The following is a 26,819-nucleotide window of genomic DNA, read 5'->3' on the forward strand; positions in this document are numbered from 1 at the left end:
GACGCGGAGCGCCCAACCGATGGGGGTGGTGGGGGTTCAGCCGCGGCCGGTGAGGTCCAGTGCGGCCGAGACCACGGACTCGGCGTCGATGCCGTGGATCCGGTGCGCCTCGGTCATCGACGAGGCCTGGCCGAAGTCGGTCACCCCGAGGTTCCGCGTCCGATCCCCGCGCACCCCGGCGAGGAACGCCAGGGTGTGCGGATGCCCGTCGAGCACGGTGACCAGCGGGGCCGGAGCCTGGGCGGGGAACAGCTCGTCGACGATCGCAGAGCGGGCCGACTCTCCCACCCGCCCGCGGTCCTGCATCGACCGGAACACCCGACCGGGACTGGTCAGGCACACCACCCCGGCCCGGACACCGAGGGCGCCCAGCCGGTCAGCGGCTCGGAGCACCTCGGGCATGATCGCCCCGGCTCCGACGAGGGTGACCTCGTCCTCTCCGGTCGGATGCCCACTCATCCGGTAGCCGCCCGCCACCACCTGCCGCCGACGTCGTTCGCGCAGCAGCGGATCCTCCGGCACGGCGGCGAGCGCCTGCTCGACCGGCCGCGTCGACAGCCGGAAGTAGGCCGCCTCCCCGCCCTGGGACTCGGGCAGGTGGAGCCGCCGCATGGCCTCGAGCATCGTCCATTCGAGGTCCTGGGCGAAGGCCGGCTCCCAGCTGGTGAGCCCAGGGACCTCCAGAGTCGCCGAGGGCGTGTTGAAGGACTGGTGCGCCCCACCCTCCGGCGCTAACGTCACCCCCGACGGGGTGCCGACGATGATGGAGCGTCCGCCCGCGTAGAGGCTGAACGTCCACGGCTCCAGGGCGCGGTTGATGAACGGGTCGTAGAGGACTCCCAGGGGGATCAGGTCGCGGCCCCACCGCTGGCCCACCGAGCCGAGCTCTCCGGCCAGGCTGACCAGGTTGACCTCGGCGATGCCCAGTTCGATGTGGCGGCCGCGGCGCCCCTCCTGCCAGCGGAGCATGCGTTCGCGGTCGTCGGCGAACCAGTCGTGCCGTCCGGCGATGGACCAGACCCCGGACTTGTTGATCCAACCGCCGAGGTTCGTCGACGTCGCCACATCCGGGCTGACGGTGGTCACGTGGGCCGCCAGCTCCGGTGCGGCGCGGACCAGGTCGGAGAGCAGGCGCCCCAGCTGAGTCTGGGTCGAGGTGACGGCCTTGGGCGCCCATCCGAGTTCCGCGGGCACCTCCGGCGCCGGTTGGTGGACGATCTCCTCGCGCCGCAGCCGCCGCGCCGCCTCGCCGACCAGGTGCCCGGCGGGGCTGTCGGCGTCGAAGCGGTGCCACGGGTCGTCGAGGCTCATGCCGGAGGCCTCGGCGAGGTCCTGCATCTGGTCCTCGGTGAGCTGGGCGGCGTGGTTGCCCGGGTGGCCTTCGGTGGCCAGCCCGCGTCCCTTGATGGTGTAGGCGAAGACGACGGTCGGCCGGTCCTCGGCCACCTGCCCGAACGTGTCGGTGAGCCGGCTCAGGTCGTGGCCGCCGAGGTCGCGGACCGCCTCAGCGAGGTCGGCGTCGCTGAGGGGTTCGAGCAGGTTCCGCAGCGCCTCGGCATCCTCCCCGACGCCGGCGAGGATGCGTTCCCGCACCTCACCGGGATGGGAGCGCAGCAGGCGCTGGTACTCCTCGTTCGGCATCTGATCCATGCGCCGTTCGAGCAGCTCCCCTCCCTCCCGGGCGAAGAGCTCCTGCAGGCGTCGGCCCCACTTCACGGTGAGCACCTGCCAGTCGGCGGCTCCGAACATGCCCTGCAGACGCCGGATCTGCACGTCCGGGATGACCCGGTCGAGGGACTGTCGGTTCAGGTCCACCACCCAGAGCACGTTGCCCAGACCGCGGACCTCCGGATCGATGATCGCCTCCCAGACCGCGCCCTCGTCGAGCTCGGCGTCGCCGAGCAGGGAGATGAAGCGGCCGGCCTCCGGGGTGGTCTCGGAGAACCGGTCCGCCAGGTGCCGGTGGGACAGCGCCGCCCAGACCGGTGCCGTGGCGCCGATCCCGACGGACCCGGTGGAGAAGTCGACGGTGTCCGGGTCCTTGGTCCGCGAGGGGTAGGGCTGCAGGCCGCCCTGCGAGCGCAGGGTGGTGAGCCACTTCTCGTCGAGGTCGCCGAGGAGGTAGTTCAGGGCGTGCAGCACCGGGGAGGCGTGCGGCTTGACCGAGACCCGGTCCCGGCCGGTCAGCTCGGTCATGTACAGCGCGGTCATGATGCCCACCAGCGACGCCGACGAGGACTGGTGGCCCCCCACCTTGACCCCGTCGGGGTTCTTCCGGCCGCGGTTGGCGGCGTCGATGATGCTGGTGGCCAGCCACAGCACGCGCTGGGCGACCTCGTCGAGCACCTCGGCGTCGGCGGTGGCGCGCAGGGGCCGTTCGTTGGCGCTCGGCGGATCCACCTGGGCCGAGGTCTCGAACTGGGCGTGCTCCTCGACGTCTTGGGTCATCTCAGCCTCCTGAAGGTGTCAGCGGGTCCGGGCGGGGTTCACTCGAAGATCGAGCTGTAGGCGTTCAGGGCGAGCTGACCGCCCAGGTGTGCGTAGAGCACGGTGTTCTCCTCGGTCAGCTGCCCGCCGCGGATGAGCCCGAAGAGCCCGGCCATGGACTTCCCCTCGTAGACGGGGTCGAGGATCACGCCTTCGAGCTCGCCGGTGGTGCGGATGGCCTCGATGGTGGTCTCGTCGGGGATCCCGTAGACCGGCCCGGCCCATCCGGAGCGGATGTCGACCTCGTCGTCGCGGATCTCGCGGCCCAGACCGATCTTCTCCGCGGTGGTGTTCGCGATGCGGGTGACCTGGTCGACGGTCTTCTCCAGGGTGGCGGAGGCGTCGATGCCGATGACGCGGCGCTTCCGACCGCCGGCGTCCTCGATCTCGGCGAAGCCGGCGATCATACCCGCCTGGGTGGACCCGGTGACCACGCAGACGATGATCGTGTCGAAGAACTCGCCGGTCTCGGCCTCCTGGGCGACGACCTCGTGGGCCCAGTTCGCGAACCCGACGCCGCCCAGCGGGTGCTCGGAGGCTCCCGCGGGGATCGGATACGGCTTGCCGCCGGCCTCCTCGACCTCGGTCAGGGCCTGCTGCCACGAGTCGCGGATGCCGATGTCGAAGCCGGCGTCGTCGAGCCGGACGTCGGCGCCCATGATGCGGGAGAGCTCGATGTTGCCGACCTTGTCGTTGACCGGGTCGTCCCAGTCCACCCAGCGCTCCTGCACAAGTCGGGCCTTCAGGCCCAGGTGCGCGGCGACGGCGGCTACCTGACGAGTGTGGTTGGACTGGTATCCGCCGATGGAGACCAGCGTGTCGGCGCCGGACTCGAGGATGTCCGGGACGATGTACTCCATCTTGCGGGTCTTGTTGCCGCCGAAGGCCAGCCCGGAGTTCACGTCCTCACGCTTGGCGAAGATGCGCGGCCCGCCCAGGTGAGCGGCCAGCCGCGGCAGCTCGTGGATGGGGCTCGGGCCGAAGGTCAGGGAGTGGCGGGGCAGATCGCGGGTGGCCATGGGGCACCTCCAGGAGGAAGAGGACGACGATTCCGTATGCAATATATTGCATGACGCATGCTCTATCATGGCATAGGTCACATCAGAGCAACACCCCCTCACGCCCAGGAGACGACGATGCCGATCCCACCGGTGCGCGGAGTCCACGCCCGGCGCCTGCTGCGCGACGAGGTCTACGACTCCATCCGAGACGCCGTCGTCGTCGGGGACCTCGCCCCCGGTGAGCAGCTGCGCGACGGCGAGCTGGGCGAATGGCTCGGCGTCTCCCGCACCCCGGTCCGTGAGGCGCTCCTGCGCCTGGCCCAGGCCGGGCTGGTGCAGGCGAATCCGGGACGCACCACCAAGGTCGCCGAGATCGATCCGGAGGTCTTCGCGCACTGCCGGGAGATCGCCGCGGAGCTCTACGCCCTGGCGGCCCGACGGGCGGCCGAAGGCCTCACCGCAGAGCATCTGGAGCGGATGGACGAGGCGAATTCGCAGCTTCAGCAGGCCCTCGACGCCGGAGATCCGATGGCGGCGATCGCCGCCGACGACGCCTTCCACTCGGTGCCGGTGGCTGCGAGCGGAAACCCGCTGATCGCGACCCAGCTGGAGACGGTGACCCCGTATCTGCGGCGCGGCGAGTACTTCCACTTCGGCACCTGGGCCGGCGCCCGATCCCCCGGGCAGCACGAAGAGATCCTCGAGGCCCTGCGCGCCGCCGACGGCGAGCGTGCCGCCGCCCTGACCCGTGACAACTTCGGCGGACTGCAGCTTCCCCACGCGGCGGAGTGACGGCGGCGGCTAGGCTCGACGGCATGAGCATCCGGGTCCTGGCCGTGGGCAAGAAGCACGAGAAGTGGGCCGTCGACGGCATCGAGCGGTACACCCAGCGCCTGCGAAAGCCCTACGACCTGGAATGGAAGCTGCACCCCCACTCCTCCCGCGACGAGGCCGCCGCCCGAGCCGAGGAGTCGACGCGGATGCTCGGGACGATCCGCCCGGAGGAGCACGTGATCCTCCTCGACGAGCGGGGGAAGAACCTCAGCTCCCCGGACCTGGCCCAGCACCTGCAGTCCCGCTTCGACGTCGGAGCCTCGGTGGCGATGGTGATCGGCGGGGCCTACGGGGTCGACGAGCAGCTGCACGGACGGGCCGATCTGGTGTGGTCGCTCTCGAAGCTCGTCTTCCCCCACCAGCTGGTACGCATGATCCTCGCCGAGCAGATCTACCGCGCCCAGGAGATCTCCGCAGGGAGGCCGTACCACCATGTCTGAGACCTCAGCCGACGCCCCCGGCGTCGTCGGTGTCCTCGGCGCGGGACGGGCCGGCACCGCCTTCGCCCGGGCCCTGCTGAAGGCCGGCTTCGAGGTGGACATCGCCGGGACTCGGCCGCCGAAGGCCCTGCGCCATCACCTGAAGATCTATGCTCCCGGTGCTCGGGCCGTGGACGCCGACGAGGTCGCCGATCGCGCTCGCGGGCAGGAGCGACCGCTGGTGATCCTTGCGGTCCCCCAGGAGGATCTCGACGAGATGGACACCCACTGGGCCGACGGCTGCGTGATGGTGGACGCCACCAACGCCTGGCACCACGAGATCCTGCCCACCTGGCTCCAGCAGGCCGTCGACGCCGGAGCCCCGACGTCGACGGCCGTCGCCGCCCGCTTCCCGGGTGCGCGCACGGTCAAGGCGCTGAACCACATCGCCCATGCGGACTTCGACGAGGACGTCCATCCCGAGCTGCCGCTGGACCAGCGGCGTGCGGCGGGTGCGGCCGGCGACGTCGACGCCGACCGCGGACTGGTGATGGGGATGCTGGACCGGATCGGCTTCGACCCCGTCTCCGTGGGGGCGCTGGCCGATTCCCGGATCATGGAGCCCGACGGCCCCCTCTTCGACCGCCGGCTCCGTCGTGAGGACGTCCTGCGTCGTACCGGGTGAGGCCTGGCGTCACGAGTCGGTGAGGAATCCTCGGAGCAGGGCCGCGGTCCCCTCGAGGTGGTCCTCCATCGCGCGACGGGCGCCGTCGGCGTCTCCGGCCAGCACGGCACGCAGGATCTCGGCATGCTGCTGGTCGGAGTGCTCCAGATTCAGCGGCAGCAGCGGGATCGCGTCGAGCAGCTGTGAGGCCGCCGCTCGGGCGTCGGCCACCGCCGCCGCCAGAGACGGGGATCCCGTCGCCTCGGCCAGCGCGATGTGGAATCGGGAGTCGTAGGGGCGGAAGCTCTGCTCGTCGGCCTGCTGGGCCGCCTCGAAGCACGCATTCAGGTGGGCCCGCTGCTCCGGGCTCAGCGCCGACCGTGCCGCGGCGGAGGCCGCCGCCGGCTCCACGGCCAGGCGGAAGGTCAGCACGTCGTGGAGCCGATCCGAGGTGAACAGCGTCCGAGCCTGCTCGTTCGGCGGGGGCGAGGTCACGAACGTGCCTCCGTAGCGGCCGCGCCGCACCAAGAGGTACCCCGCGCTCTGCAGTTCGGCGAGCGCCTCCCGGAGGGTCGACCGAGAGACCCCGAGGTCCTCCGCCAGCTGGCGTTCGGCGGGCAGTCGGTCCCCGGGCGCGAAGACGCCCAGCTTCAGCCCGCGAAGGACGACCTCCACGGTCTCCTCCAACGCATTGCCCTGACGGGCCTGCCCCAGGAGGGCCGCACGGTCGGGGAGGTCTCCGCTCGTCGACCTCGTCCGCTCCAGTGGTTGCCCCATAGACCAATCATCACACACCGCTCACCTGGACAGACAGGAGAATCCAGATAAATGCTGGCCGCTACCCTTGACGCTTCCGTGTGGCCGTGCTCACATAGGACCAGTCAATGGACTGCAATCAACCCATTGATGCTCAGAGGTCCGCACCGGGCTGCCGAACGGTCATGACCTCCCGTCCTGAAGAAGCAGGGGCCCACCATGACACAGCCAGCCTCCTCGCGCAGCGAGCACATCGAATACGCCGGCGTCGGCTCGGACTATCTGCAGCAGCGCCAGCTGCGTCGCGGCGCCGCCGGCTGGATCCTCCTGGCCGGGCTCGGCGTGGCCTACGTGATCTCCGGCGACTTCTCGGGATGGAACATCGGGCTCTCCTACGGGGGCTGGGGCGGACTGCTCATCGCCTTCGTGCTCATGGGACTGATGTACACATGCATGGTGTTCGGCCTGGCCGAACTGTCCTCCACGCTGCCCACCGCAGGTGCGGGCTACGGGTTCGCCCGACGGGCCCTGGGCCCCCTGGGCGGCTACGCCACCGGCATGGCGGTCCTCATCGAATACGCCGTCGCCCCCGCCGCCATCGCCACGTTCATCGGCGGCTACATCGAAGCGCTGGGCCTGTTCGGGATGACCAACTCCTGGCCGATCTACCTCGCCACCTACGTGATATTCATCGGCATCCACCTCTGGGGCGTCGGCGAGGCGCTGAAGGTCATGTTCGCGATCACCGCGATCGCCGTCGTCGCCCTGGTCGCCACCGTCGTCGGCCTGCTGCCCGGATTCCAGCCCTCCAACCTGTTCGACATCGTCCCCGACGGCTCGGTCGGATCCAGCGCCTTCCTCCCCTTCGGCTTCGCCGGCGTGCTGGCCTCACTGGTCTACGGCATCTGGTTCTTCCTCGCCGTCGAGGGCGTCCCCCTGGCCGCCGAGGAGTCCTCCGACCCGAAGCGGGACATGCCGCGCGGCATCATCGCGGCGATGATGATCCTGCTGGTCTTCGGGGCGCTCATGCTGATCCTCGTCCCCGGCGCCGCCGGAGCCGACGCCATGGGGCAGACCGACTCGCCGCTGCCCGATGCGCTGCGCGCCGCACTCGGCGGAGACTCGGTGCTCGCCGACTTCGTGAACTACGCCGGGCTGGCCGGACTGGTGGCCAGCTTCTTCTCGATCGTCTTCGCGTACTCCCGGCAGCTGTTCGCCCTCTCCCGCGCGGGCTACCTCCCCCGGTTCATGTCGCTGACCTCCTCGCGCCGGACCCCGTGGGTCGCGCTGATCGTCCCGGGCACCATCGGCTTCGCCCTGGCCGCGATCACCGGCGACGGCGGCCTGCTCATCCAGATCGCGGTGTTCGGAGCCACCGTCTCCTACGTGCTGCTGAACCTCAGCCACATCGTCCTGCGCCGCCGCGAGCCGCACCTCGAGCGCGGCTACCTGACCCCCGGCGGCACCGTGACCACGGGGATCGCCCTGGTCCTCGCCGTCGTCGCCCTGATCGCGGTGTTCTTCGTCGACATCACCGCCGCGCTCATCACCGCCGCCGTCTTCGCCCTCGCACTGGCCTACTTCTGGTTCTACAGCCGGCACCGGCTCGTGGCCGCCGCGCCCGAGGAGGAGTTCGCGCTGCTGGCCGAGGAGGAGCAGCAGCTGCACTGACACCGACAGGCCGGAGCACCCGAGCAGGAGCACCGACCCGGAGCACCCAGACCGCCGCACCGATCCGAGAAGCACAGGAAGGACCTCATCCCCATGAATCCCCCCTCCCAGACCCCGGACCACCGGTCCGGCGACACAACCGACGCGACGGGAGACCACCGCGACGTCCGGCCGCGCAACCCGCGGATGCTCTCAGTCGAGGAGCTCACCGAGGCCATCACCGCCGACGAGGTGGACTCCGTGATCCTCGCCTTCACCGACATGCAGGGACGCCTGCAGGGCAAGGTCATCCATGGCCGGTTCTTCCTCGACTCGGTGCTCTCCCACGGCACCGAGGCCTGCAACTACCTGCTGGCCGTGGACACCGACATGAACACCGTCGACGGATACTCCCTGACCAGCTGGGAGACCGGCTACGGGGACATGGAGTTCGAGCTCGACGCCAGCACCATCCGCCGGGTGCCCTACCTGGAGAAGACCGTGATGGTCCAGGCCGACCTCAACACCACCGACGGGGCACCGGTCCCCGTGGCTCCGCGGGCCATGCTGCGCGCCCAGCAGGAGCGGGCGGCCGCCATGGGACTCCGGGCCCTGGCCGGCACCGAGCTGGAGTTCCTCATCTTCGACACCTCCTACGAGGACGCGTCCCTGGGCGACTATCGGAACCTCGTCCCGGCGAACCAGTACAACGTGGACTACTCCGTCCTGGGCTCCATGCGGGTGGAGCCGCTGCTGCGCGACATCCGCAATGCGATGTACGAGGCGGGAATGACCGTCGAATCCGCCAAGGGAGAGTGCAACTTCGGCCAGCACGAGATCGCCTTCAAGTACGACGACGTCGTCACCACCGGAGACAACCACACCTTCTACAAGCTCTCGGCCAAGCACATGGCCTCCCAGCGCGGGAGGTCGGTGACGTTCATGGCCAAGCCGAACCATCGGGACGGCTCCAGCTGCCACATCCACATGTCGCTGCGCGGGCTCGACGGCGGACTCGCCTTCTGGGACGCGCAGCAGGAGCGACGCACCGCGCTCTACGACCACTTCATCGCCGGAGTCCTCGCCACGATGCGGGAGTTCACGCTGTTCTACGCGCCCAACATCAACTCCTACAAGCGCTTCGCCGAGGGCACCTTCGCCCCGACGACTGTGGCCTGGGGACGCGACAACCGCACCTGTGCGGTGCGGCTGGTCGGCGAGGGTCCCTCCGCACGCATGGAGAACCGCGTGCCGGGGGCGGACGCCAACCCCTATCTGGCGATGGCGGCGATGCTGGCCGCCGGCCTCTACGGCATCGAGCACGAGCTCGAGCTGCCTCCTATGGTCGAGGGCAACGCCTACACCTCCGGCGCCGCCCGCGTCCCGGACACCATGGCCGAGGCCCGCGAACTCTTCGCCTCCTCCACGGTGGCCCGGGAGCTCTTCGGGGACGAGGTCGTGGAGCACTACACCCACTACGCCGACATCGAGCTCTCCCAGTTCAACTCCACAGTCACCGACTGGGAGGTCCGTCGCGGATTCGAGAGGCACTGATGGCGGAGGGGACGACCTGTGAGACGGCCGAGTCGAGAGGGACTCATGACCGTCGCCCACGGATCGGACTGACGACGTACTGGCAGCACGGGGAATGGGGCGTGTGGTCCGACATCGCCGCCATCGTTCCGGGGAACTATGTGCGCGCCGTCGTCGCCGCCGGTGGAACCCCGGTGCTGCTGCCCCCGGTCGGCACGGACGTCACGGTCTTGGAGGTGCTGGACGGACTGATCGTCATCGGCGGTGTCGACGTCGACCCCTCCCGCTACGGACAGGATCCGCATCCGCGGACCGCACCCCAGCCGGAACGCGACGAGCATGACACCGCCCTGATCCGGTGTGCACTGGAGCGGGCCATGCCGCTGTTCGCGATATGCCGCGGCGCGCAGGTGCTCAATGTGGCCCTGGGCGGCACCCTGCACCAGCACGTCCCGGACCTCATCCCCGACGCCGGGCGGTACCAGCCCTCCCCCGGAGTGTTCGGAGAGGTCGAGTTCTCCGTGGCCCCGGACACCCTGACGGCGGACCTGCTGGGGCCGCGGGCCTCGGCCCCCTGCTACCACCATCAGAGCCTCGACCGCCTGGGGCGCGGGCTCCGCGCCGCCTCCCACGCCGAGGACGGCACGGTGGAGACCGTAGAGCTCCCCGAGGCCCCCGGCTGGGTCCTGGGCACCCAGTTCCATCCGGAGGAGAACCTCGAGGACCTGCGCCTGTTCCGCGGGTTCGTCGCCGCCGCCGGAGACCACATGACCACACCCGATCGCCGCGTCCCAGCGGCCGAGGAGTCCCACCGATGAGCATCCATCACGTCATCGACCCCGCCACCGAGGAACAGATCGCCGAGGTGGAGCTGGCCGACGTCGCCGCGACCGATGCGGCGATCGCCCGGGCTGCGGCCGCACAGCCCGGCTGGGCGGGCACGGCCCCGGCCGACCGAGCCCGGCTGCTGCGCCGGTTCGCCGCGCTGGTGGACCGGGACCTCGAGGAGCTGGCCCGCCTGGAGGTGAGCAACTCCGGCCACACCATCACCAACGCCCGCGGCGAGGCGGGCAACGTCCGTGATGTGCTCGACTACTACGCGGGGGCGCCCGAACGGCACATCGGATCTCAGATCCCGGTGGCCGGAGGACTGAACGTCACCTTCCATGAGCCGCTCGGCGTGGTCGGGATCATCGTGCCGTGGAACTTCCCGATGCCGATCGCGGCCTGGGGCTTCGCTCCGGCGCTGGCGGCCGGGAACACGGTGGTCCTCAAGCCGGCGGAGCTGACGCCGCTCACCGCCGTGCGCCTGGGGCGCCTCGCCCTCGAGTCGGGGATCCCCGAAGGAGTGTTCACCGTGCTGCCCGGCAAGGGGTCGGTGGTCGGCGAGCGCTTCGTCACCCATCCCGCGGTGCGGAAGGTCGTGTTCACCGGATCCACCCAGGTCGGACAGCGCATCATGGCCGGCTGCGCCGATCAGGTGAAGCGGCTGACCCTCGAGCTCGGGGGCAAGAGTGCGAACATCGTCTTCGCCGACGCGGACCTGGAGCTCGCCGCCTCCCAGGCTCCGGGCGGCGTGTTCGACAACTCCGGACAGGACTGCTGTGCAAGGTCGCGGATCCTGGTCGAACGCAGCGTGCTGGACAGGTTCGTAGAACTGTTCGCCCCTGCCGTGGAATCAGTCGCCGTCGGAGATCCGCAGCGCGAGGACACCGTCATGGGCCCGCTGATCTCCGCGGCCCACCGAGAGCGTGTCAGCTCCTTCATCTCTGCAGAGACTGAGGTGATCGCCCGAGGAGCGGCTCCCGAGGGGCCCGGCTTCTGGTTCCCGCCCACCGCCGTGGTGCCGGCGGGACCGTCGGACCCGCTGCTGCGTGAGGAGATCTTCGGACCGGTGGTCGCCGTGGTCCCCTTCGACTCGGAGGAGGAGGCCGTACGGCTGGCCAACGACACCGAGTTCGGACTCTCCGGCAGCATCTGGACCCGCGACGTGGGTCGCGCGCTGCGGGTCTCACGCGGCGTGGAGGCGGGGAACCTCTCGGTGAACTCCCACGCCTCCGTCCGCTACTCCACGCCCTTCGGCGGCTTCAAAGCCTCGGGGCTGGGCCGCGAGCTGGGCCCCGACGCCCTGGACTCGTTCACCGAGCTCAAGAACGTCTTCATCGCCGACTCCTGAGGGTCCGCCCCTCCCGCAGCACGTCCCGTTCCGCCGACAGAGAGGCACATCATGACCACCTCCTCCGCACCTCAGAGCACTCCGCACGCCGCCGAGGCCGCCTACGGCGGCCTGGTGTCGAACCGTCTGCAGGGCAGAGTCGCCACGATCACCGGCGGCGCCTCCGGGATCGGTCTGGCCACCGCACGCCGACTGGCCCACGAGGGTGCGCAGGTCGTCATCGCCGACATCGTCGACCAGGAGCGCGGCCGGGCCGCCGCCGACTCCGTGGGCGGAGTCTTTATTCGCACCGACGTCACCGACGACGACGACGTCGCCCGCCTGTTCACCGAGACCCGGGAGCGGTTCGGGCGGGTGGACGTCGCCTTCAACAACGCCGGCATCGCCCCGGACGACGACAACTCCATCCTGGACACCGGCCTCGACGCCTGGCGGCGCGTGCAGGAGGTGAATCTGACATCGGTGTACCTGTGCTGCCGGCACGTCATCCCGATCATGCAGGAGCAGGGGCGCGGGTCGATCATCAACACCGCATCCTTCGTCGCCGTGATGGGTGCGGCGACCAGCCAGATCAGCTACACGGCCTCGAAGGGCGGGGTGCTCTCGATGACCCGCGAGTTGGGAGTGGAGTTCGCCAAGCAGGGCATCCGGGTCAACGCCCTGTGCCCGGGCCCGGTCAACACCCCCCTGCTGCAGGAGCTCTTCGCCGCGGACCCGGAGAAGGCCCAGAGGCGACTGGTCCACCTGCCGATGGGGCGCTTCGCCGAGGCCGACGAGCTCGCAGCCGCCGTGGCGTTCCTCGCCTCCGACGACTCCTCGTTCATCACCGCCAGCGAGTTCCTCGTCGACGGAGGACTCTCGGGGTCATACGTGACCGCGCTCTGACCGCGCTCTGACGCCGCCTCACCGAACGGCGTCGGCCACCAGCCGCTCCGCGAGCGTTCGGGCGGCGCGAAGGTGGTCGACGCCGGTGTCGATCCCGCGGTGCGCGATCCCGCCCTCCAGCAGCAGGAACACGTGTTCGCCCAGCTGGGCCGCCCCCTGTGCTGAGACCTCGGCCTCGATGAGTCGACAGACCTCCTCACGGACCTGACGCTTGTGGTCTGCGACCACGCGCAGGCCGAGGTGTCCATTGCGCAGCTCGGCCGCCGCGTTGAGGAAGGGACATCCGTAGTGCGACTCCTCCGCCGCGGCGAGGTAGGCGTCGAAGAGGGCGAGGACCTTGGGCCCGGGAGCGGAGTCGACCCGCTCCCGCATCCGCGCCCACCACTGCTCATGGTGGCGCCGGAGGTAGGCGGCGACCAGGGCCTCCTTGGAGCCGAAGCGGTCGTAGAGGGTGCGCTTGGTCATTCCGGCCTCGGCCGCGATCGCCTCGACGCCGACGGCGTGGATCCCCCGTGCGTAGAAGAGCCGCCCGGAGGCCTCGAGGATCCTCACTCCCCCAGGGGTGAGACCACCGGTCGACGTCTCCGTCATGACTGCCTCCGTCGTTGACTTCACCGATCAGTATAGCTAGCGTCAGAAAAGTTCACCGATCGGTGAACCCGACGGGGGGAGGCGGCCGTGACGGACACCGGGACGCTGTCCGCCCAGGCGGCTCGGCACCTCACGGTCTCCGGGGCGTGCCTGATCGCGGTCTGCTACGGACTGGCACGCTTCGCCTACGGGCTGTTCCTGCCCGGAATGCGGGAGGAGTTCGCCCTGAGCTCCGGAGCCGCCGGAGTCATCGCGGCGGCCAGCTATTCGGCGTACTGCGCGGGAATCGCGGCGTCCGGCGCGCTCACACCTCGGCTGGGGGCCCGCACCGTGGCCGTCTCTGCCGGGGTCCTGGCCACGGTCGGCTGCGCACTGATCGCCGCGGCACCGTCGACGGCGGCCCTGGGGGTCGGCGTCGCCGTCGCCGGCTCCAGCACAGGAGTGGCCTCTCCCCCGCTGGCCCACGCCGTGGCGCTGCATATCGACCCGAGTCGACGGGACCGTGCCCAGACCATCGTGAACGCCGGCACCGGCATCGGCGTCATGGTCTCCGGCCCGGTCGCACTGCTGGCGCAGGACCACTGGCGGATCGGATGGCTGGCGTTCACCCTGGCGGCGGCCGTCGTCGCCGTCTGGGTCTGGCGCACGGTCCCGCCGCGCCCGCCCCACCGACCCAAGAAGGCGTCCCAGACGACCCGCCCCGCACCCTCCGCGCTATTCCCCAGAGGCTCACTCTCCCTCGTCACGGCGGCCGTGCTGATGGGTGCCGCCAGTGCCGCCGGATGGACGTTCGGCCAGGACTTCCTGCAGACCGAGGGCGGGCACGACCGAACACTGGCCACCGCAGCCTGGATCTGCCTCGGCGCGAGCGGCCTGTTCGGCGCCGTCGCCGGAGACCTGATCCGCGCCGTGTCGCTGCGGAGCGCCTGGACGGCACTCATGCTCGCCTTCGCCGCGACCACCGCCGTGTGGGCCCTCTGGCCGCAGAGCCCCGCTGTGGCCGTGCTCGCCTCGGCGGCCTTCGGCGCCCTCTATGTCGCGCTGACCGGCGTGCTGCTGGTGTGGGGCACCCGTCTGCACACTCGCCGGCCGTCGACCGGTGTCGGCATCGCCTTCCTGGCGATCGCGCTCGGTCAGGCGGCGGCCACCCCGGCGATCGGCGCGGTCGCGGACCTCAGTTCGATGTCCGAAGCCTTCCTCGTCGCCGCCGGCGTCGCGCTGACCGGAAGTCTCATCCGCGGAGCACGACGCACCGTGTCAGAGGTCTCTGCCTAGAGTTGATCCATGACCGATGCACAGGACGCCGCCGCGGGCGCACACACCGAGGGTGCGGCTCCGGACGACGTCCTGGAGCTCTTCACCGCACCGACCCGCGAGTGGTTCCGTGCGGCCTTCGGCGCCCCCACCTCCGCGCAGTCCGGCGCCTGGCGTGCGGTCTCCGAGGGGAGGAACGCCCTGGTCGTCGCGCCGACGGGCTCCGGCAAGACCCTCTCGGCGTTCCTGTGGTCGCTGGACCGGCTCTTCGCCGCGCCGGGTGAGGGCACCACGGTGCTCTACATCTCCCCGCTGAAGGCGCTCGGCGTAGACATCGAGCGCAACCTGCGCAGCCCGTTGGTCGGGATCGGCCACACCGCCCGGCGGCTGGGCCAGGAGCCCGGCGACATCAGCGTCGGCGTCCGCTCCGGCGACACCACCGCCAAGGGGCGACGGGACCTGGTGCGGAATCCGCCGAACGTGCTGATCACCACGCCGGAGTCGCTGTACCTGATGCTCACCTCCCAGGCACGCAGCACCCTGACCGGAATCTCCACGGTGATCGTGGACGAGGTCCACGCCCTGGCGGGCACCAAGCGCGGCGCCCATCTGGCGCTCTCCCTGGAGCGGCTCGATGCGCTGCTCGAGAGTCCGGCCCAACGGATCGGTCTCTCCGCGACCGTCGAGCCGCGTGACGAGGTCGCGCGATTCCTGGGCGGGCGCGCCCCCGCCGAAGTGGTCGCCCCGCCGGCGGAGAAGCAGTGGGACATCACCGTCTCGGTGCCGGTGCCGGACTTGGGCCGTCCCGAAGGGCTCGACGACGGCGGCGAGGACTCCGCTCCCATGCAGCCCTCGATCTGGCCGCACGTGGAGCACCGGATCGTGGACCTGGTCACCCAGAGGCGCTCGACCATCGTCTTCGTCAACTCCAGGCGCCTCGCCGAACGTCTGACCGGGCGGCTCAACGAGATCTGGGACGAACGGCGCGGCGTCGCCCCCGAGGACCAACCCTCATCACAGGAGGAGGACTCCTCCGCCCTCCTGGCCCGCTCCCACCACGGCTCGGTGTCGAAGGAGCAGCGCGAGGTCATCGAGGAGGACCTCAAAGCCGGACGGCTGCGCTGCGTGGTCGCGACCTCGTCGCTGGAGCTGGGCATCGACATGGGTGCTGTGGACCTCGTCGTCCAGGTCGAGTCTCCGCCGGCGGTCTCCGCCGGACTCCAGCGGGTGGGACGGGCCGGCCACCAGGTCGGCGAGGTCTCCGTCGGGTGGTTCTTCCCCAAGCACCGCGGGGACCTGGTCTCCGCCGCCGTCGTGGTGGAACGGATGCTGGCCGGGCGGATCGAAGCGCTCCACGTGCCGCGTAATCCGCTGGATGTCCTGGCTCAACAGACAGTGGCCGCCGCGGCGCTGGAACCTCTCGACGTCGAGGAATGGTTCGAGACCGTGCGCCGCAGCGCCCCGTTCTCCTCGCTCCCGCGCTCGGCCTTCGAAGCGGTGCTGGACCTGCTCTCCGGCCGATACCCCTCCGACCGGTTCGCCGAGCTGCGCCCGCGCATCGTCTGGGACCGTGAAGCCGGCACCCTGGCCGGGCGTCCCGGCGCCCAGCGACTGGCGGTCACCTCGGGGGGAACCATCCCCGACCGCGGACTGTTCGGGGTCTACCTCGCCGGCGGGGAGGACTCCGGGTCCGCGCGCACCGGAGGTCGCCGGGTCGGGGAGCTGGACGAGGAGATGGTCTACGAGTCCCGGGTGGGTGACGTGTTCGCCCTGGGGGCCACCAGCTGGCGGATCGAGGACATCACCTTCGACCGTGTGCTGGTCACCCCCGCCTTCGACCAGCCCGCAGCCATGCCGTTCTGGCGGGGAGACGGGCTGGGACGCCCCGCTGAGCTGGGCCGTGCGCTGGGCGAGTTCCAACGGCAGGTCCTGGCCGAAGGCACCGAGCCCGAGCAGAGCCGACTCGACGGCATCGGACTCGACACATGGGCGCGGGAGAACCTGCGCCGCTACCTCGAGGAGCAGTCCGAGGCCGTCGGCGCCCTGCCCTCGGACACCACGCTGGTCGTCGAACGCACCCGGGACGAGCTCGGCGACTGGCGGGTGATCCTCCACTCCCCCTACGGCCTGCAGGTCCATGCCCCGTGGGCGCTGGCAGTCGGCGAGCGCCTCGACGAACGCTACGGACTGAACGGCTCGGCCATGGCCTCCGACGACGGGATCGTCCTGCGGGTACCGATGATGGACGAGGAGCCGCCGGGGGCGGAGCTGTTCGGCTTCGACGCCGACGAGCTCGAAGAATTCGTCACCGCGCAGGTCAGCTCCTCCCCCCTGTTCGCCGGGCGGTTCCGTGAGGCCTCGGCCCGAGCCCTGCTGCTGCCCCGGACGAACCCGGGCCAACGGACGCCCCTGTGGCAGCAGCGGCAGCGCTCCTCACAGCTGCTCGAGGTCGCCGCCGGGTACCCGGACTTCCCGATGATCATGGAGGCGATGCGGGAGGTCCTGCAGGACGTCTACGACATGCCCGCCCTGTTGGATCTGATGCGCCGGATCGCCGGGCGCGAGGTCCGGATGGTCGAGTCCGTGACCCAGAGCCCCTCACCCTTCGCCCAGTCGGTGCTGTTCGGGTACATCGCCCAGTACCTGTACGAGGGCGACTCACCGTTGGCCGAACGCCGAGCTGCCGCCCTGTCCGTGGATCCACAGATGCTCGGCGAGCTGTTGGGCCGGGTCGAGCTGCGCGACGTGCTGGACCCGGAGATCATCGCGGAGGCCGAGGCCTACTCCCAGCGTCTGCTCCCGGCCCGGCGGCTGCGCGGCGACGCGGCCCACGGTCCCGAGTCGGTGGCCGACCTGCTGCGGCTGCTGGGACCCCTCTCCGCGGAGGAGCTGGCGGCCCGGATGCGCCCGGAGGACGGTCCCGAGGGTTCGGACGGGGAAGACGACGAGCCGGACATCACCGCCCTGACGCCGGAGCGCGCGGCCGAGCACGCCGAAGCTCTGGTCGCTGAGCAGCGGGCGTTCCGGTTCGGCGGCACCGGCGATCAGCGGTACGCGGCGGTCGAGGACGCGGCCCGACTGCGCGACGGGCTCGGCACTCCCCTCCCGCCGGGCATCCCCCAGACGTTCCTCGAACCGGTGGATGACCCGCTGGGGGATGTGATCTCCCGCTACGCGCGCACCCACGGGCCCTTCGTCACCGACGAGGCCGCCGACACCCTGGGGCTCAGCGCAGCCGTCGTCGAGGAGGTGCTGCGTCGACTCGCCGATCAGTCTCGGATCGTCGCGGGCCTCTTCCGCCCGGAACGCGCCGAGGAGCGGACCCCCTCCGGCGCTCAGGTGGAGGAGTGGTGCGAGGTCGAGATGCTGCGGCGGATCCGCCGTCGCTCGCTGGCCGCCCTGCGCGCCGACGTCGAACCCGTCTCCCCGTCGGCCTATGCGGCCTTCCTCCCGGCCTGGCAGTCCGCGACTCCGAGGTCCCGCACCGAGGGCCGTGACGGGCTGCTCGAAGTGCTCACCCAGCTCTCCGGGGTCGCAGCTCCGGCCAGCGCCTGGGAGAGCCTCATCCTGCCGGCCCGACTGCGCGACTATCGTCCGGCGATGCTGGACGAATTCATCGGCGCAGGCGACGTGGTGGTCACCGGCCGTGGGGCGCTCTCGGGCCACGACGGGTGGATCTCCTTCCACCCGGGTGAGGACGTCGAGGCCGGACTGCTGCCCTCGGACGACCCGCAGGGCGGAGACTTCGTCCCGGACGCCCGGCAGCGCATGATCCTGGAGGTCCTGGAGCGCGGGGGCGCGTGGTTCGCCGAGGCGCTGCAGCACCAGCTCGACCTCACCCGCGGCGGAGTCGACGACTCGCTGTGGGAGCTCTTCTGGGCAGGACGGACCCACCCCGACTCCTTCGCCCCGGTGCGCTCACGGCTGCGCGGCGGCTCGACCGCCCACCGCTCCCGCAGCCGTCCGCGGAGCTCCCGCCATGCCGCCCGGCGCACCGCACTGCGGGGTGCGGTCCGGCAGCATCGCGGAGAGGCGGCCGCCCCCGGTGCGCGCTGGTCCGTGCCACCGGTGAGGGCGGAGTCCGCCGCAGACGCCACGGCCCGCGCCTACGCGCGGGCCGAGATCCTCTTGGACCGCTACGGAGTGCTCACCAGAGGATCCGTGGTCGCCGAGCAGCAGGTGGGAGGCTTCGCCGCCGTGTACCGGGTGCTGTCCGCGGCCGAGCAGGCCGGACGGGTGCGGCGCGGATACGTGGTGGAGCGTCTCGGCGCCTCGCAGTTCGCACTGTCGGCGACCATCGACCGGATCCGAGACGTATCGGAGGCGCTCGAGGACGGCCGCGACGCCGACGTCGTCGTGCTGGCCGCGACGGATCCGGCCAACGCCTACGGTGCGGCCCTGGACTGGCCGGAGCTGGAGGACGTCACCCATCGTCCGGGCCGGAAGGCCGGTGCGGTGGTGGTGCTGCGCGGCGGTGAGCTCGTGGTCTACATGGAGCGCGGCGGCAGGACCATGCTGGTCTACACCGAGGACGAGGAGGTGCTCACCCAGGTGGCGCAGCCGCTGGTGGACACCTTGCGGCAGGCCCATACCGGTAGGCTCGCAGTGGAGAAGATCAGCGGGATCTCCGCCCTGAAACATCCCTTCGGCGATGCCCTGCGCGCAGCCGGTTTCCACACCTCCCCCTCAGGGCTCCGCTTCTCAGGATGACGCTGAGGACCCGGAATAACAGGCAACTGTCAGCCTCGATGGGCCACCGCCTCGACGTCTGGCTGCGTGGAACGGATGAACGTGTCGGTAGTGAGCTGGCTGCGGTGGTGAGCTGATGAGGGAGGACGAAGTAGACTCCTCTCCATGGCTCAGCAGACACGATCCTCGCTCGGCTGGACCGCCGCCGCTGCGTTGGCTCTGGTCGCAGTCTTCCTCTACCTACATCTCATCACCTCGAACTGCCCCACTGACAGCCTGGCCGGGACACTGGAGAACATCCGCGCTTTCCACACCAGCGACGGCTGCTGAGACGAGAACCCCTGATGACCGCAGCGCACGCGGGCGATACGCTGATCTCAGCCGTTCCCCCATGTCAGCCGTGGGCGTGGTCGTCGGACTCCAGCTGTTCTTCTTCCTCGAGCTTCACATCGGCGTGGTCCTCGCGTTCGGGATTCCGCTGGGTGCAGGTATCGGGTTGGCGTATGGGAGCTGGCGCGGCACGCGCCGAGGCTAGGGCACCAGCGGGGTGAGCGGCGCGTGGGGCATCATCGCCGACAAGAGGCCACGACCGCGGCACCACCTCGCCACCTCAGAAGACCCCTGCGCACCCCACACCAATTAGGCTGGAGCCCATGACGATGTCGCTTCCGTTCCTGATGTTCCAGGGTCGTGCCCAGGAGGCCGTGGAACTGTACCTGCGCGCCTTCCCCGACGCCGAGCTGCTCGAGCTCGAGCACCATCCCGAGGGGGCCGTCGCCGAGGGTGGCGAACCGGTCTCCCCCGCCCGCGAGGGCGACGGCCTGGTGGCCAACGCCCAACTGCGGATCGGCGGCCAGGCGCTGATGATCCAGGACAGCCTGATCCGACACGACTTCGACTTCACGCCGGCGATCTCGTTCGCCGTGGTCGTGGAGACCTCGCCCGAGTTCGAGGACATCGTCGAGGCCTTCACCGCGGCCGGGTGCAGCTTCCTCATGGAGCCGGACGACTACGGCTTCTCCCGCCGCTTCGCCTGGATCCGGGATCCGTTCGGCGTCTCGTGGCAGATCAACCTGCCGCTGTCCTCCTCAGCTGAGGAGAGTGCCCAGGCTCGGCCCCCGGTCTGGGGCTGACCGGGCCCCATGGCTCTCCGCCCGCCGCTGCCGGTCCGCGACGGGGTCAACCCCACCCGGCTGAAGGTGCCCGCCGACGGCCCCTGGTCCACGGTGCACGAGTACGTGCTGGAGACCTTCGGCCACATCGACCATGGGGGCATCACCCGACGGTTCGCCGACGGGGAGGTCGTCGACGCCGACGGCGCACCGCTGTCCGTCGAGACTCCCCTCGGCGCCGTCGAGTTCCTCTGGTACTACCGCTCGGTGACCGATGAGGTCCCCCTCCCGGTCACCGAAGAGATCCTCTTCGAGGACGAGCATCTGCTGGTGGCCGACAAGCCGCACTTCCTGCCCACCACACCGGCCGGACGCTACGTCCAGGAGTCCCTGCTGGTGCGGCTGCGACGGCGGCTCGACCTTCCCGATCTCATCCCGATCCACCGGCTCGACCGCGGCACCGCCGGCGTCGTGCTGTTCTCCAAGCGGCCGCAGACCCGCGGGGCCTACCAGCTGTGCTTCGAGGACCGACGGGTCGGGAAGACCTACGAATGCGTGTCCTCCTTCTCCCGCGATTCCAGACCCCCGGAGGATCGTGCCGCCAGGTTCCCGCTGACGGTGCGCAGCCGGATCTCCAAGACCAAGGGGGTCGTCGTCTCGGAGCGGGTCGACTACGACGTCGCCGACTCCGGGCGCCGCCCTGAGGACCGGCGCGCCCCCCGGCGAGGTCGCCGCCGCACCACCCCGCTGCCCGGGGCCAACTCCGCCTCGCTGGTCGAGCTGCTCGCCCAGGGGCCGGGGACCGACGGCGACGACGTCGGACTGTTCCGACTGACCCCGCACACCGGCAAGACCCACCAGCTGCGGCTGCACATGGCGATGCTGGGGCTGGGCATCCTCCACGACCGGTTCTACCCGCAGCTGCTGCCCGACGCCCCGGACGACTTCGGCGCGCCCCTGCAGCTGCTGGCCCGCGAGCTGCGGTTCACCGATCCGGTGACCGGACGGGACAGGACGTTCACCTCGCGACGCAGCCTCGCGGCGACCCCGCGGGAGGGCACGGACGCGTGACCGCCGAGGACCTCTTCTCCGACTGGGGACTCTGGTTCCTGGCCGCGCTGCTCGTCGCCGTCCTGCTCACCGGACCGGTGCCGGTCACCCCCTCGGAGGTGCTGGTCATCGGCTCGGGCAGCCTCGCAGCGCACGGATCGCTGCCGCTCTGGCTGGTCGCGGCGGTCACCTTCCTCGGCTGCCTGCTCGGAGATCTCGCCGTCTTCATCATGTGCCGCAGACCGGCGCTGCGGATCCTCCACCGCTGGGCCTGGGGGCGCGGGCTGCACCGGCGGATGCTGCGGGTGACGGTGCGCCTGGGACCGCGCACCACATGGTGGGGCCTGCTCCTCATCCGCTGGATGCCCGCCGGCCGCACCGCATCGATGGCCGCAGCCGGCCTCACGCGTATGGGGTGGGGGCGCCTCGGGGTCCTGATCGTGTGCGGTGCGGCGGTGTGGTCGGGGTGGCTGATCGGCCTGGGCTGGTTCGCCGGCGCCGCGACGGGTCTCGCCCCGTGGGTCAGCACGCTGATCGGCGTGGCGGCAGGTACGATGGTGGGGTTCATGATCGCCGTCGTCGTGGGACGACGGCGGCTGATCGGGAATCGGCATCGTCACCAGCGCCGAGCTGAGCGAGGGGGGATCACACCATGACCGACCGGTCCTCCGACGCCGTCGAGCCCACTTCGGTCGACGCGGGGGCGGCACCGTCGGAGGATGGTGAGGAGACCCCCACGATGCCGGTGCTTCCCGAGGATCAGGTGCGTCACAGCCACGCGACCCCCAACCTGGAGGCTCAGCCCGAGGCCGAGGAGGAGGGCGAGGACTTCTTCGACGGGCTCGGAGATCGCCTCAGCGTGGCCACCGACCGGTTCCGACGCGCGTTCCGCCGCCCGGACCCCGACGAGGTGCAGGTCCCCCACGTGGACGGCTACCGAGCCGCAGAGGACGACGGCTACGACGACGTCGACGATCACATCGACGACGGTCCTGAGGACGGGTCCGAGGACGACGACCTGGAGCGCTTCGATCAGGATGCCGGGCCGGACGCCGACTACGTGCGGGACCGTGGGCAGCACCCGAGCACGGACCACCGGGGCTTCTGGGCCGACGACGTCGTCGAGGAGGCCACCCGCGCCGACACCGATCCGACCTACCGCGAGTCGATCGTCCCCGGACTGAACGACCCCGAGGCGACCCAGGCGATCCCCGTGATCTCGGCGACGACCACCCGCAACAGTCGGATCAGCCTGCCCCGGCCGCCCTCGGCCGAGGAGCATCAGGCCGAGGAGTCCCGCGCAGCCGATGATGGGACCTCCGACCGCTCCGGACGCACCGCCAGCGAAGAGCGCCGGCGCGCAGTGATCCTGGAGAAGGCCGCCGCGATCGAGGCGGTGGCCGAGCAGGAGCGTCGCGAGGCGCAGGACCGCGCCGACAGCGGCGTCGACGACGACGGCGCCTACACCTACGTCCCGCCCTACAACCTGCCCTCCCGCGACCCGGAGCCCCGTCCCCGGACCACCGATCTGGTGCGTCAGGCCGTCGTCTCCCTGGGCTTCGTCGGCGCGGTGACCTCCGTGCTGATGATGTGGGACGCCGGGATGTTCGTCGGCGGGGCCTTCGACACGATCGTGGACGGCTGGTACTCCGGCCAGCAGGCCCTGCTGACGCCGTCGCACTGGTTCTACTGGTTCTGGCCGGTGGTCGTGGTGACCCTGATCGGGCACACCGTCCACCAGTGGTCGACCTCCCAGATCTCCACCCCCCGGCAGCGACGCACCGGCTGGCTCGTCGCCCTGTCGTCGCTGATGATGCTCGTCTGGGTCCTCGCCGTGCGGGCCGACAACCTGACCGTGGCCGCCCTCTCCGCCCTCGCCGCCGCGCTGGCCCTGATCGATTCGATCCGGCAGTTCACCCTGCGCACCGCGCGGAACTCGGGCGAGCGACGTCTGACCGACGGCCCGGTGGGCCTGTTCACCGGGTTCGCCATGGTCCATGCGATGGGCTCCCTGTCGGCCTGGCTCACCGCGCACAACATCCACATCCCCGTGGTCTCCGACACCCTGTGGGCGCTGGCCGGCCTGGCGGTGTGCATCTGGCTCGGCTCCCTGTACTCGATGACCGAGCGGGGCCGCATCACCATCGCCCTGGGCCTGGGCTGGGGCATGTTCTGGCTGGTGTTCCCCCGCCTGCTCTCGGACCTGCAGTCGGTGACGGTCGCGATCGTCGCGGCCATGGGGGCCTTCATCATCATCCTGGCCACGCAGTCGCGGCGGCACCGGATCAACTACGCCGAACGTCGCGCGGCGATGGGCCGACCGGTCGACGACATCATCTGAGGTCCGGCCGCCGGACATCCGCACTCCGCAGCCGGCGGCCCGACGCATCGAAGGAGGAGCGCATGAGCGTCCGAACCCCCGACCCCAATCCCGGGTGGCTCAATGAGGCGGACCTGTATGAGGCCCGCCGAAGGCTGCCCATGGTGTACGTGGAGGCGGTCCCGGTCCGACTCGACGCCCTCGGGTACGTCACCGAGATCGGCCTGCTCTACACCGCCGACGACGGCGGACAGTTCTGCCGCAGCGTGGTCTCCGGGCGCGTGCTCTATCGGGAGACGATCCGGGCGGCCCTGCTGCGTCACATCGAGAAGGACCTGGGATCGCTGGCTCTGCCGCAGCTGCCGGCGTCGCCGGTGCCGTTCACCGTGGCCGAGTACTTCCCGTACCCGTCGGAGACAGGCCTGGTGGACGACCGTCAGCATGCGGTCTCCCTGGCCTACATCGTCCCGGTGACCGGGGAGTGCGAACCGCGGCAGGACGCTCTGGAGCTGTCCTGGATGACCCCGGACCAGGCGCTGAGCCCGGAGATCCAGGAGGAGTTCGTCGGTGGGCGGGACAAGCTGATCCGCCAGGCGCTGGCCCACCTGGGTCAGGTCGGCTGAGCCGAGGTCGGTAGGATGGACCCCTGCCCCCGCGGCAGAACTGCACGCCAAGCATCTCGTGAGAGGTCTCGATGACCACACCCGCCCCCGAGAAGTCGGTGCGCCGCCGGAGGCGCCGCACCGCGTCGCCGGACCGGCCGCGGCCACGCCTGAGGATGGGTCTGACCGCGTGGGCGGTGTCCTGGCTGGTCCCGACTGCGCTCACCGGTGCGGTGCTGCTGGGGCTGAGCTTCGTCCCCGGCCTCGACGACGACGGCTTCCTCACACCCCTGATCCCGCTGATCGGCGGCGCCGCCGTCGTCATCGGGATCCCCGGCACGCTGCTGGTCACCCGGCTCTACCGCCACCACCTCTCCCCGGTGGTCCACGTGCTGGGTTACGTGCTCGTCGGGCTGCTCTACGGTCCGGTGGTGCTGCTGGCCGGCACCGGCGGGCTGATGCCCATGCTCATCCCGATGATCGGCTTCCCCGCGGGCGTGCTGCTGGGTGTGGGCCGCTGGATCGCCCAGCCGCTGGTCCGCGTGGAGGATCCCTGCGCGGAGGCCGAGGCGTCGACCCGGGCGCCCGACGCGCACCCCGATGACCTGCAGCCCGATGAACTGCAGCACGATGATGTGCAGCCCGAGGACGCCCCGACCGGCAACTTCGACGACTCCCGGGCCGCCGACGCGGCCCGCTGACCCTCCACCGGAAGGACTCCCCCATGACTGAGACAGCCGCCCGTCCCGCGATGACGCTGACCATCGCCGGCTCCGAGGCCACCGGAGGCGCCGGTGCCCAGGCCGACCTGAAGACCTTCCAGGAGCTGGGCACCTTCGGGATGGTCGCCCTGACGTGCATCGTCTCCTTCGACCCCAAGGACGACTGGGGTCACCGCTTCGTACCGGTGGAGCAGCAGGTCATCGCCGACCAGATCGAAGCGATCTTCGGCGACTACGCCCCGGAGCAGCTCGACACCCTGAAGCTGGGCATGATGGGCTCCCCCGAGACCATCGAGACCGTCGCCTCGGCGCTGAAGGCCCGCCGGACCCGGCAGGTGGTCCTGGACCCGGTGCTCATCTGCAAGGGTCAGGAGCCCGGCCACGCGCTGAACACCGACAACGCCCTGAAGGCCGAGCTGCTGCCCCTGGCGACCTTCGTGACGCCGAACCACTTCGAGACCGAGCAGCTCTCCGGCATGACGGTGGAGTCGGTCGAGGACCTGACCGCCGCGGCCCAGGAGATCCACCGGCACTCGGGAGCGGCCGTGCTGGCCAAGGGCGGAGTGCGCCTGGCAGGGTCCGAGGCTGTGGACGTGTTCGTCGATGCGGAGACCACCGAGATCCTCTCCGCCCCGAAGATCGGGGAGCACGCCGTCTCCGGCGCCGGCTGCTCGCTGGCCGCCGCGGTGACGTCAGAGCTCGCCAAGGGTGCGACCGCCCTGGAGGCGGCCCGCCGGGCGAAGGAGTTCGTGACCGAGGGCATCCGGCAGCGGGTGGAGGGTGCGACCCCGTTCGACGCCCTGTGGCAGGGAGGCCTGCGCCGCAGCTGAGACCCTCCGGGGACGCCGCGCCCGACCCCCTGCCCCGCGTCTCCCCCGAATGCACACCACACCCCGTGCATCTCCCCCGAATGCACAGGTCCCCCGTGAACGAACGGGGGACCTGTGCATTCGGGGGAGACGTGTGAGCTGGGAGAGCCCCGTCGGGAGCCTCTGAGCCGCGCACTCATCCTCCGTGGCTGCCGAGCCGCGGCAGACCCAGCCTCGTCAGGCGAGCCGCAACTCCGTCGAAGCGCCCCAGATCGTGCCACCCCCACCGGCCGACTCGCGCGCCGGTGCTCCGCAGCAGGTCCTCCCGCTCCTTCTCCTCGACGACGACGCCGACGGCGTCGAGTCCGCCGCGCATCTCCTCGGAACGATACTTGGCGCGCCCGTCGAACTCTCCGATCACACCGAACTCCGCCCACTAGAAGTCCACATAGATCTCCCGCCCGTCGACCACGAAGCGCTTCTGCAGCGTGGGTTCCGGGAATCCCCATGCCCTCAGACGCATGCGGGAGATCGACTCCCCCGGTGAGTCGGCCCCCGGGTCCGCCAGGCGCCACCGGTCCCGCCACAGCGCCTCGTGTCGACGCGGTCGCAGGTGGTCCGCCCACTCGGCCCACAGTCCCTGATCGATGACCTGTCCCTCCTGCCGCCATCGGCGCATGGCCGCATCCAGCACGACGACGCCGGCGTCGCGCGACATCCTCGGCACCGTGTCGATGAGGTTCAGCATCAGGGGGTCGGCCCAGGTCCTCGCCTGCCCTCCGTCCGCGCACGTGAGGTGCACCGCTTCGGCCGGCAGCGCCGCTCCGCCGGAGTGCAGAGCCGTCCGCAGCTCTTCTCGGGTGATCCCCCGCCGCAGCGCCGCCTCGATGCGGCGGGTCCTCGGCACGCCGGCGGTGACGGTGGTCGCACGCTGCCGTCCGACCTCCTTCCTCCGACGCGCCCGAGTGCACACGAACGGCGGCACGCTGATCAGCGGCAGATCCCGCACCAGGAGGGCCGCCTCCCGGCACATCACGGCGTCGTCGTCCGAGGCGGCGTCGGCGAGGACCGCGAGCCGGTAGCGCTCCCACGGCGGAAGCCGGCCCCACACCCCGCTCTCGACGTAGACGCCGGTCCGAACTCGGAGGAGGTCTCCACGACGCACCGCACGGGAGAACACCGTGCTGCTCGGCACACCGTCCGAGTAGAGGATCAGTCGGCTGTCCGTGTGGGATCGGGGGCACGTCTCGAAGCTCGTCATCCGT

General features: G+C 70.8%; 24 protein-coding genes. 18 read left to right on the forward strand and 6 right to left on the reverse strand.

Annotated elements, in window-relative coordinates:
* Positions 1-36: 36 nt before the first annotated feature.
* Positions 37-2,448 (reverse strand): transketolase-like TK C-terminal-containing protein, encoded by a 2,412-nt coding sequence (locus N7E59_RS05575; protein WP_261623931.1) that lies wholly within the window; start codon positions 2,446-2,448, stop codon positions 37-39.
* Positions 2,449-2,486: 38 nt separating this feature from the next.
* On the reverse strand, positions 2,487-3,506 hold the full coding sequence (locus N7E59_RS05580; RefSeq protein WP_261623932.1) for a 1-aminocyclopropane-1-carboxylate deaminase: 1,020 nt from the start codon (positions 3,504-3,506) through the stop codon (positions 2,487-2,489).
* A 117-nt stretch (positions 3,507-3,623) separates the two neighbouring features.
* On the opposite strand from N7E59_RS05580, the gene N7E59_RS05585 reads away from it, so the two are divergent.
* Genes N7E59_RS05585 through N7E59_RS05595 form a run of 3 tightly spaced genes read left to right on the forward strand, consistent with a single transcriptional unit; the run spans position 3,624 to position 5,426 of the window.
* Entirely contained in the window at positions 3,624-4,280 is a 657-nt protein-coding gene (locus N7E59_RS05585) for a GntR family transcriptional regulator (RefSeq protein ID WP_261623933.1), read from the forward strand.
* A 23-nt stretch (positions 4,281-4,303) separates the two neighbouring features.
* Complete coding sequence (locus N7E59_RS05590) at positions 4,304-4,762, forward strand: 23S rRNA (pseudouridine(1915)-N(3))-methyltransferase RlmH (protein ID WP_261623934.1); 459 nt, start codon at positions 4,304-4,306, stop codon at positions 4,760-4,762.
* Positions 4,755-5,426, forward strand: a complete 672-nt coding sequence (locus tag N7E59_RS05595) for an NADPH-dependent F420 reductase (protein WP_261623935.1) — start codon at positions 4,755-4,757, stop codon at positions 5,424-5,426. The genes N7E59_RS05590 and N7E59_RS05595 overlap by 8 nt, the downstream gene beginning before the upstream one ends.
* Positions 5,427-5,435: 9 nt before the next feature.
* On the opposite strand, the gene N7E59_RS05600 is transcribed toward N7E59_RS05595, so the two are convergent.
* Complete coding sequence (locus tag N7E59_RS05600) at positions 5,436-6,182, reverse strand: FadR/GntR family transcriptional regulator (RefSeq protein WP_261623936.1); 747 nt, start codon at positions 6,180-6,182, stop codon at positions 5,436-5,438.
* A gap of 198 nt (positions 6,183-6,380) precedes the next feature.
* Between N7E59_RS05600 and eat the strand changes: the two genes are divergently transcribed.
* The 5 genes from eat (at position 6,381) to N7E59_RS05625 (ending at position 12,405) form a co-directional block, all read left to right on the forward strand.
* Entirely contained in the window at positions 6,381-7,832 is a 1,452-nt protein-coding gene (gene eat, locus N7E59_RS05605; RefSeq protein ID WP_261623937.1) for an ethanolamine permease, read from the forward strand.
* 186 nt (positions 7,833-8,018) lie between these two features.
* Positions 8,019-9,365 carry a glutamine synthetase family protein gene (locus N7E59_RS05610; RefSeq protein WP_261624022.1) on the forward strand — a complete coding sequence of 449 codons (1,347 nt, stop codon included), beginning with the start codon at positions 8,019-8,021 and terminating at the stop codon, positions 9,363-9,365.
* Positions 9,365-10,162 (forward strand): gamma-glutamyl-gamma-aminobutyrate hydrolase family protein, encoded by a 798-nt coding sequence (locus N7E59_RS05615; RefSeq protein WP_261623938.1) that lies wholly within the window; start codon positions 9,365-9,367, stop codon positions 10,160-10,162. Before N7E59_RS05610 ends, N7E59_RS05615 begins: the two co-directional genes overlap by 1 nt.
* Positions 10,159-11,520, forward strand: coding sequence for an aldehyde dehydrogenase family protein (locus tag N7E59_RS05620; RefSeq protein WP_261623939.1), 1,362 nt, complete (start codon positions 10,159-10,161; stop codon positions 11,518-11,520). The genes N7E59_RS05615 and N7E59_RS05620 overlap by 4 nt, the downstream gene beginning before the upstream one ends.
* Before the next feature lie 114 nt (positions 11,521-11,634).
* Positions 11,635-12,405 (forward strand): 3-oxoacyl-ACP reductase, encoded by a 771-nt coding sequence (locus N7E59_RS05625; protein WP_261624023.1) that lies wholly within the window; start codon positions 11,635-11,637, stop codon positions 12,403-12,405.
* Positions 12,406-12,423: 18 nt separating this feature from the next.
* Here the strand turns inward: N7E59_RS05625 and N7E59_RS05630 are convergent, their stop codons facing one another.
* Positions 12,424-12,996, reverse strand: a complete 573-nt coding sequence (locus N7E59_RS05630; protein ID WP_261623940.1) for a TetR/AcrR family transcriptional regulator — start codon at positions 12,994-12,996, stop codon at positions 12,424-12,426.
* Positions 12,997-13,083: 87 nt separating this feature from the next.
* Here N7E59_RS05630 and N7E59_RS05635 point away from each other — a divergent pair, with 87 nt between their 5' ends.
* From N7E59_RS05635 to thiD, 10 genes are all read left to right on the forward strand, one after another.
* Positions 13,084-14,271 (forward strand): MFS transporter, encoded by a 1,188-nt coding sequence (locus N7E59_RS05635; protein ID WP_261623941.1) that lies wholly within the window; start codon positions 13,084-13,086, stop codon positions 14,269-14,271.
* Between the two features lie 9 nt (positions 14,272-14,280).
* On the forward strand, positions 14,281-18,960 hold the full coding sequence (locus tag N7E59_RS05640; protein ID WP_261623942.1) for an ATP-dependent helicase: 4,680 nt from the start codon (positions 14,281-14,283) through the stop codon (positions 18,958-18,960).
* Between the two features lie 144 nt (positions 18,961-19,104).
* Complete coding sequence (locus N7E59_RS05645) at positions 19,105-19,269, forward strand: hypothetical protein (protein WP_261623943.1); 165 nt, start codon at positions 19,105-19,107, stop codon at positions 19,267-19,269.
* A 323-nt stretch (positions 19,270-19,592) separates the two neighbouring features.
* Positions 19,593-20,072 (forward strand): VOC family protein, encoded by a 480-nt coding sequence (locus N7E59_RS05650; RefSeq protein WP_261623944.1) that lies wholly within the window; start codon positions 19,593-19,595, stop codon positions 20,070-20,072.
* Between the two features lie 9 nt (positions 20,073-20,081).
* Positions 20,082-21,122 carry a pseudouridine synthase gene (locus N7E59_RS05655; protein WP_261623945.1) on the forward strand — a complete coding sequence of 347 codons (1,041 nt, stop codon included), beginning with the start codon at positions 20,082-20,084 and terminating at the stop codon, positions 21,120-21,122.
* The gene (locus tag N7E59_RS05660; RefSeq protein ID WP_261623946.1) at positions 21,119-21,757 is read left to right on the forward strand and encodes a DedA family protein; all 639 of its coding nucleotides are present in this window, start codon (positions 21,119-21,121) and stop codon (positions 21,755-21,757) included. The genes N7E59_RS05655 and N7E59_RS05660 overlap by 4 nt, the downstream gene beginning before the upstream one ends.
* Positions 21,754-23,442, forward strand: a complete 1,689-nt coding sequence (locus N7E59_RS05665; RefSeq protein ID WP_261623947.1) for a hypothetical protein — start codon at positions 21,754-21,756, stop codon at positions 23,440-23,442. The genes N7E59_RS05660 and N7E59_RS05665 overlap by 4 nt, the downstream gene beginning before the upstream one ends.
* 62 nt (positions 23,443-23,504) lie before the next feature.
* Positions 23,505-24,044, forward strand: coding sequence for an NUDIX hydrolase family protein (locus N7E59_RS05670; RefSeq protein WP_261623948.1), 540 nt, complete (start codon positions 23,505-23,507; stop codon positions 24,042-24,044).
* Positions 24,045-24,115: 71 nt separating this feature from the next.
* On the forward strand, positions 24,116-24,724 hold the full coding sequence (locus N7E59_RS05675; protein WP_261623949.1) for a hypothetical protein: 609 nt from the start codon (positions 24,116-24,118) through the stop codon (positions 24,722-24,724).
* A gap of 23 nt (positions 24,725-24,747) precedes the next feature.
* Entirely contained in the window at positions 24,748-25,575 is an 828-nt protein-coding gene (gene thiD / locus N7E59_RS05680; RefSeq protein WP_261623950.1) for a bifunctional hydroxymethylpyrimidine kinase/phosphomethylpyrimidine kinase, read from the forward strand.
* A 175-nt stretch (positions 25,576-25,750) separates the two neighbouring features.
* Here thiD and N7E59_RS05685 read toward each other — a convergent pair whose 3' ends face one another.
* Both N7E59_RS05685 and N7E59_RS05690 read right to left on the reverse strand, forming a co-directional pair.
* On the reverse strand, positions 25,751-25,975 hold the full coding sequence (locus N7E59_RS05685; RefSeq protein ID WP_261623951.1) for a hypothetical protein: 225 nt from the start codon (positions 25,973-25,975) through the stop codon (positions 25,751-25,753).
* Between the two features lie 15 nt (positions 25,976-25,990).
* Positions 25,991-26,815: a hypothetical protein gene (locus N7E59_RS05690; RefSeq protein ID WP_261623952.1), complete on the reverse strand. Its 825-nt coding sequence runs from the start codon at positions 26,813-26,815 to the stop codon at positions 25,991-25,993.
* Positions 26,816-26,819 lie beyond the last annotated feature (4 nt).

This window comes from Nesterenkonia marinintestina (assembly GCF_025420485.1).
GTDB lineage: Bacteria > Actinomycetota > Actinomycetes > Actinomycetales > Micrococcaceae > Nesterenkonia > Nesterenkonia marinintestina.

What these genes read in the sequence shown, in the direction of transcription:
- N7E59_RS05575 (WP_261623931.1), bottom strand. Translation starts at nt 2,448, where the DNA reads ATGACCCAAGACGTCGAGGAGCACGCCCAGTTCGAGACCTCGGCCCAG.
- N7E59_RS05580 (WP_261623932.1), bottom strand. Translation starts at nt 3,506, where the DNA reads ATGGCCACCCGCGATCTGCCCCGCCACTCCCTGACCTTCGGCCCGAGC.
- N7E59_RS05585 (WP_261623933.1), top strand. Translation starts at nt 3,624, where the DNA reads ATGCCGATCCCACCGGTGCGCGGAGTCCACGCCCGGCGCCTGCTGCGC.
- N7E59_RS05590 (WP_261623934.1), top strand. Translation starts at nt 4,304, where the DNA reads ATGAGCATCCGGGTCCTGGCCGTGGGCAAGAAGCACGAGAAGTGGGCC.
- N7E59_RS05595 (WP_261623935.1), top strand. Translation starts at nt 4,755, where the DNA reads ATGTCTGAGACCTCAGCCGACGCCCCCGGCGTCGTCGGTGTCCTCGGC.
- N7E59_RS05600 (WP_261623936.1), bottom strand. Translation starts at nt 6,182, where the DNA reads ATGGGGCAACCACTGGAGCGGACGAGGTCGACGAGCGGAGACCTCCCC.
- eat (WP_261623937.1), top strand. Translation starts at nt 6,381, where the DNA reads ATGACACAGCCAGCCTCCTCGCGCAGCGAGCACATCGAATACGCCGGC.
- N7E59_RS05610 (WP_261624022.1), top strand. Translation starts at nt 8,019, where the DNA reads ATGCTCTCAGTCGAGGAGCTCACCGAGGCCATCACCGCCGACGAGGTG.
- N7E59_RS05615 (WP_261623938.1), top strand. Translation starts at nt 9,365, where the DNA reads ATGGCGGAGGGGACGACCTGTGAGACGGCCGAGTCGAGAGGGACTCAT.
- N7E59_RS05620 (WP_261623939.1), top strand. Translation starts at nt 10,159, where the DNA reads ATGAGCATCCATCACGTCATCGACCCCGCCACCGAGGAACAGATCGCC.
- N7E59_RS05630 (WP_261623940.1), bottom strand. Translation starts at nt 12,996, where the DNA reads ATGACGGAGACGTCGACCGGTGGTCTCACCCCTGGGGGAGTGAGGATC.
- N7E59_RS05640 (WP_261623942.1), top strand. Translation starts at nt 14,281, where the DNA reads ATGACCGATGCACAGGACGCCGCCGCGGGCGCACACACCGAGGGTGCG.
- N7E59_RS05645 (WP_261623943.1), top strand. Translation starts at nt 19,105, where the DNA reads ATGGCTCAGCAGACACGATCCTCGCTCGGCTGGACCGCCGCCGCTGCG.
- N7E59_RS05650 (WP_261623944.1), top strand. Translation starts at nt 19,593, where the DNA reads ATGACGATGTCGCTTCCGTTCCTGATGTTCCAGGGTCGTGCCCAGGAG.
- N7E59_RS05655 (WP_261623945.1), top strand. Translation starts at nt 20,082, where the DNA reads ATGGCTCTCCGCCCGCCGCTGCCGGTCCGCGACGGGGTCAACCCCACC.
- N7E59_RS05665 (WP_261623947.1), top strand. Translation starts at nt 21,754, where the DNA reads ATGACCGACCGGTCCTCCGACGCCGTCGAGCCCACTTCGGTCGACGCG.
- N7E59_RS05670 (WP_261623948.1), top strand. Translation starts at nt 23,505, where the DNA reads ATGAGCGTCCGAACCCCCGACCCCAATCCCGGGTGGCTCAATGAGGCG.
- N7E59_RS05675 (WP_261623949.1), top strand. Translation starts at nt 24,116, where the DNA reads ATGACCACACCCGCCCCCGAGAAGTCGGTGCGCCGCCGGAGGCGCCGC.
- thiD (WP_261623950.1), top strand. Translation starts at nt 24,748, where the DNA reads ATGACTGAGACAGCCGCCCGTCCCGCGATGACGCTGACCATCGCCGGC.
- N7E59_RS05690 (WP_261623952.1), bottom strand. Translation starts at nt 26,815, where the DNA reads ATGACGAGCTTCGAGACGTGCCCCCGATCCCACACGGACAGCCGACTG.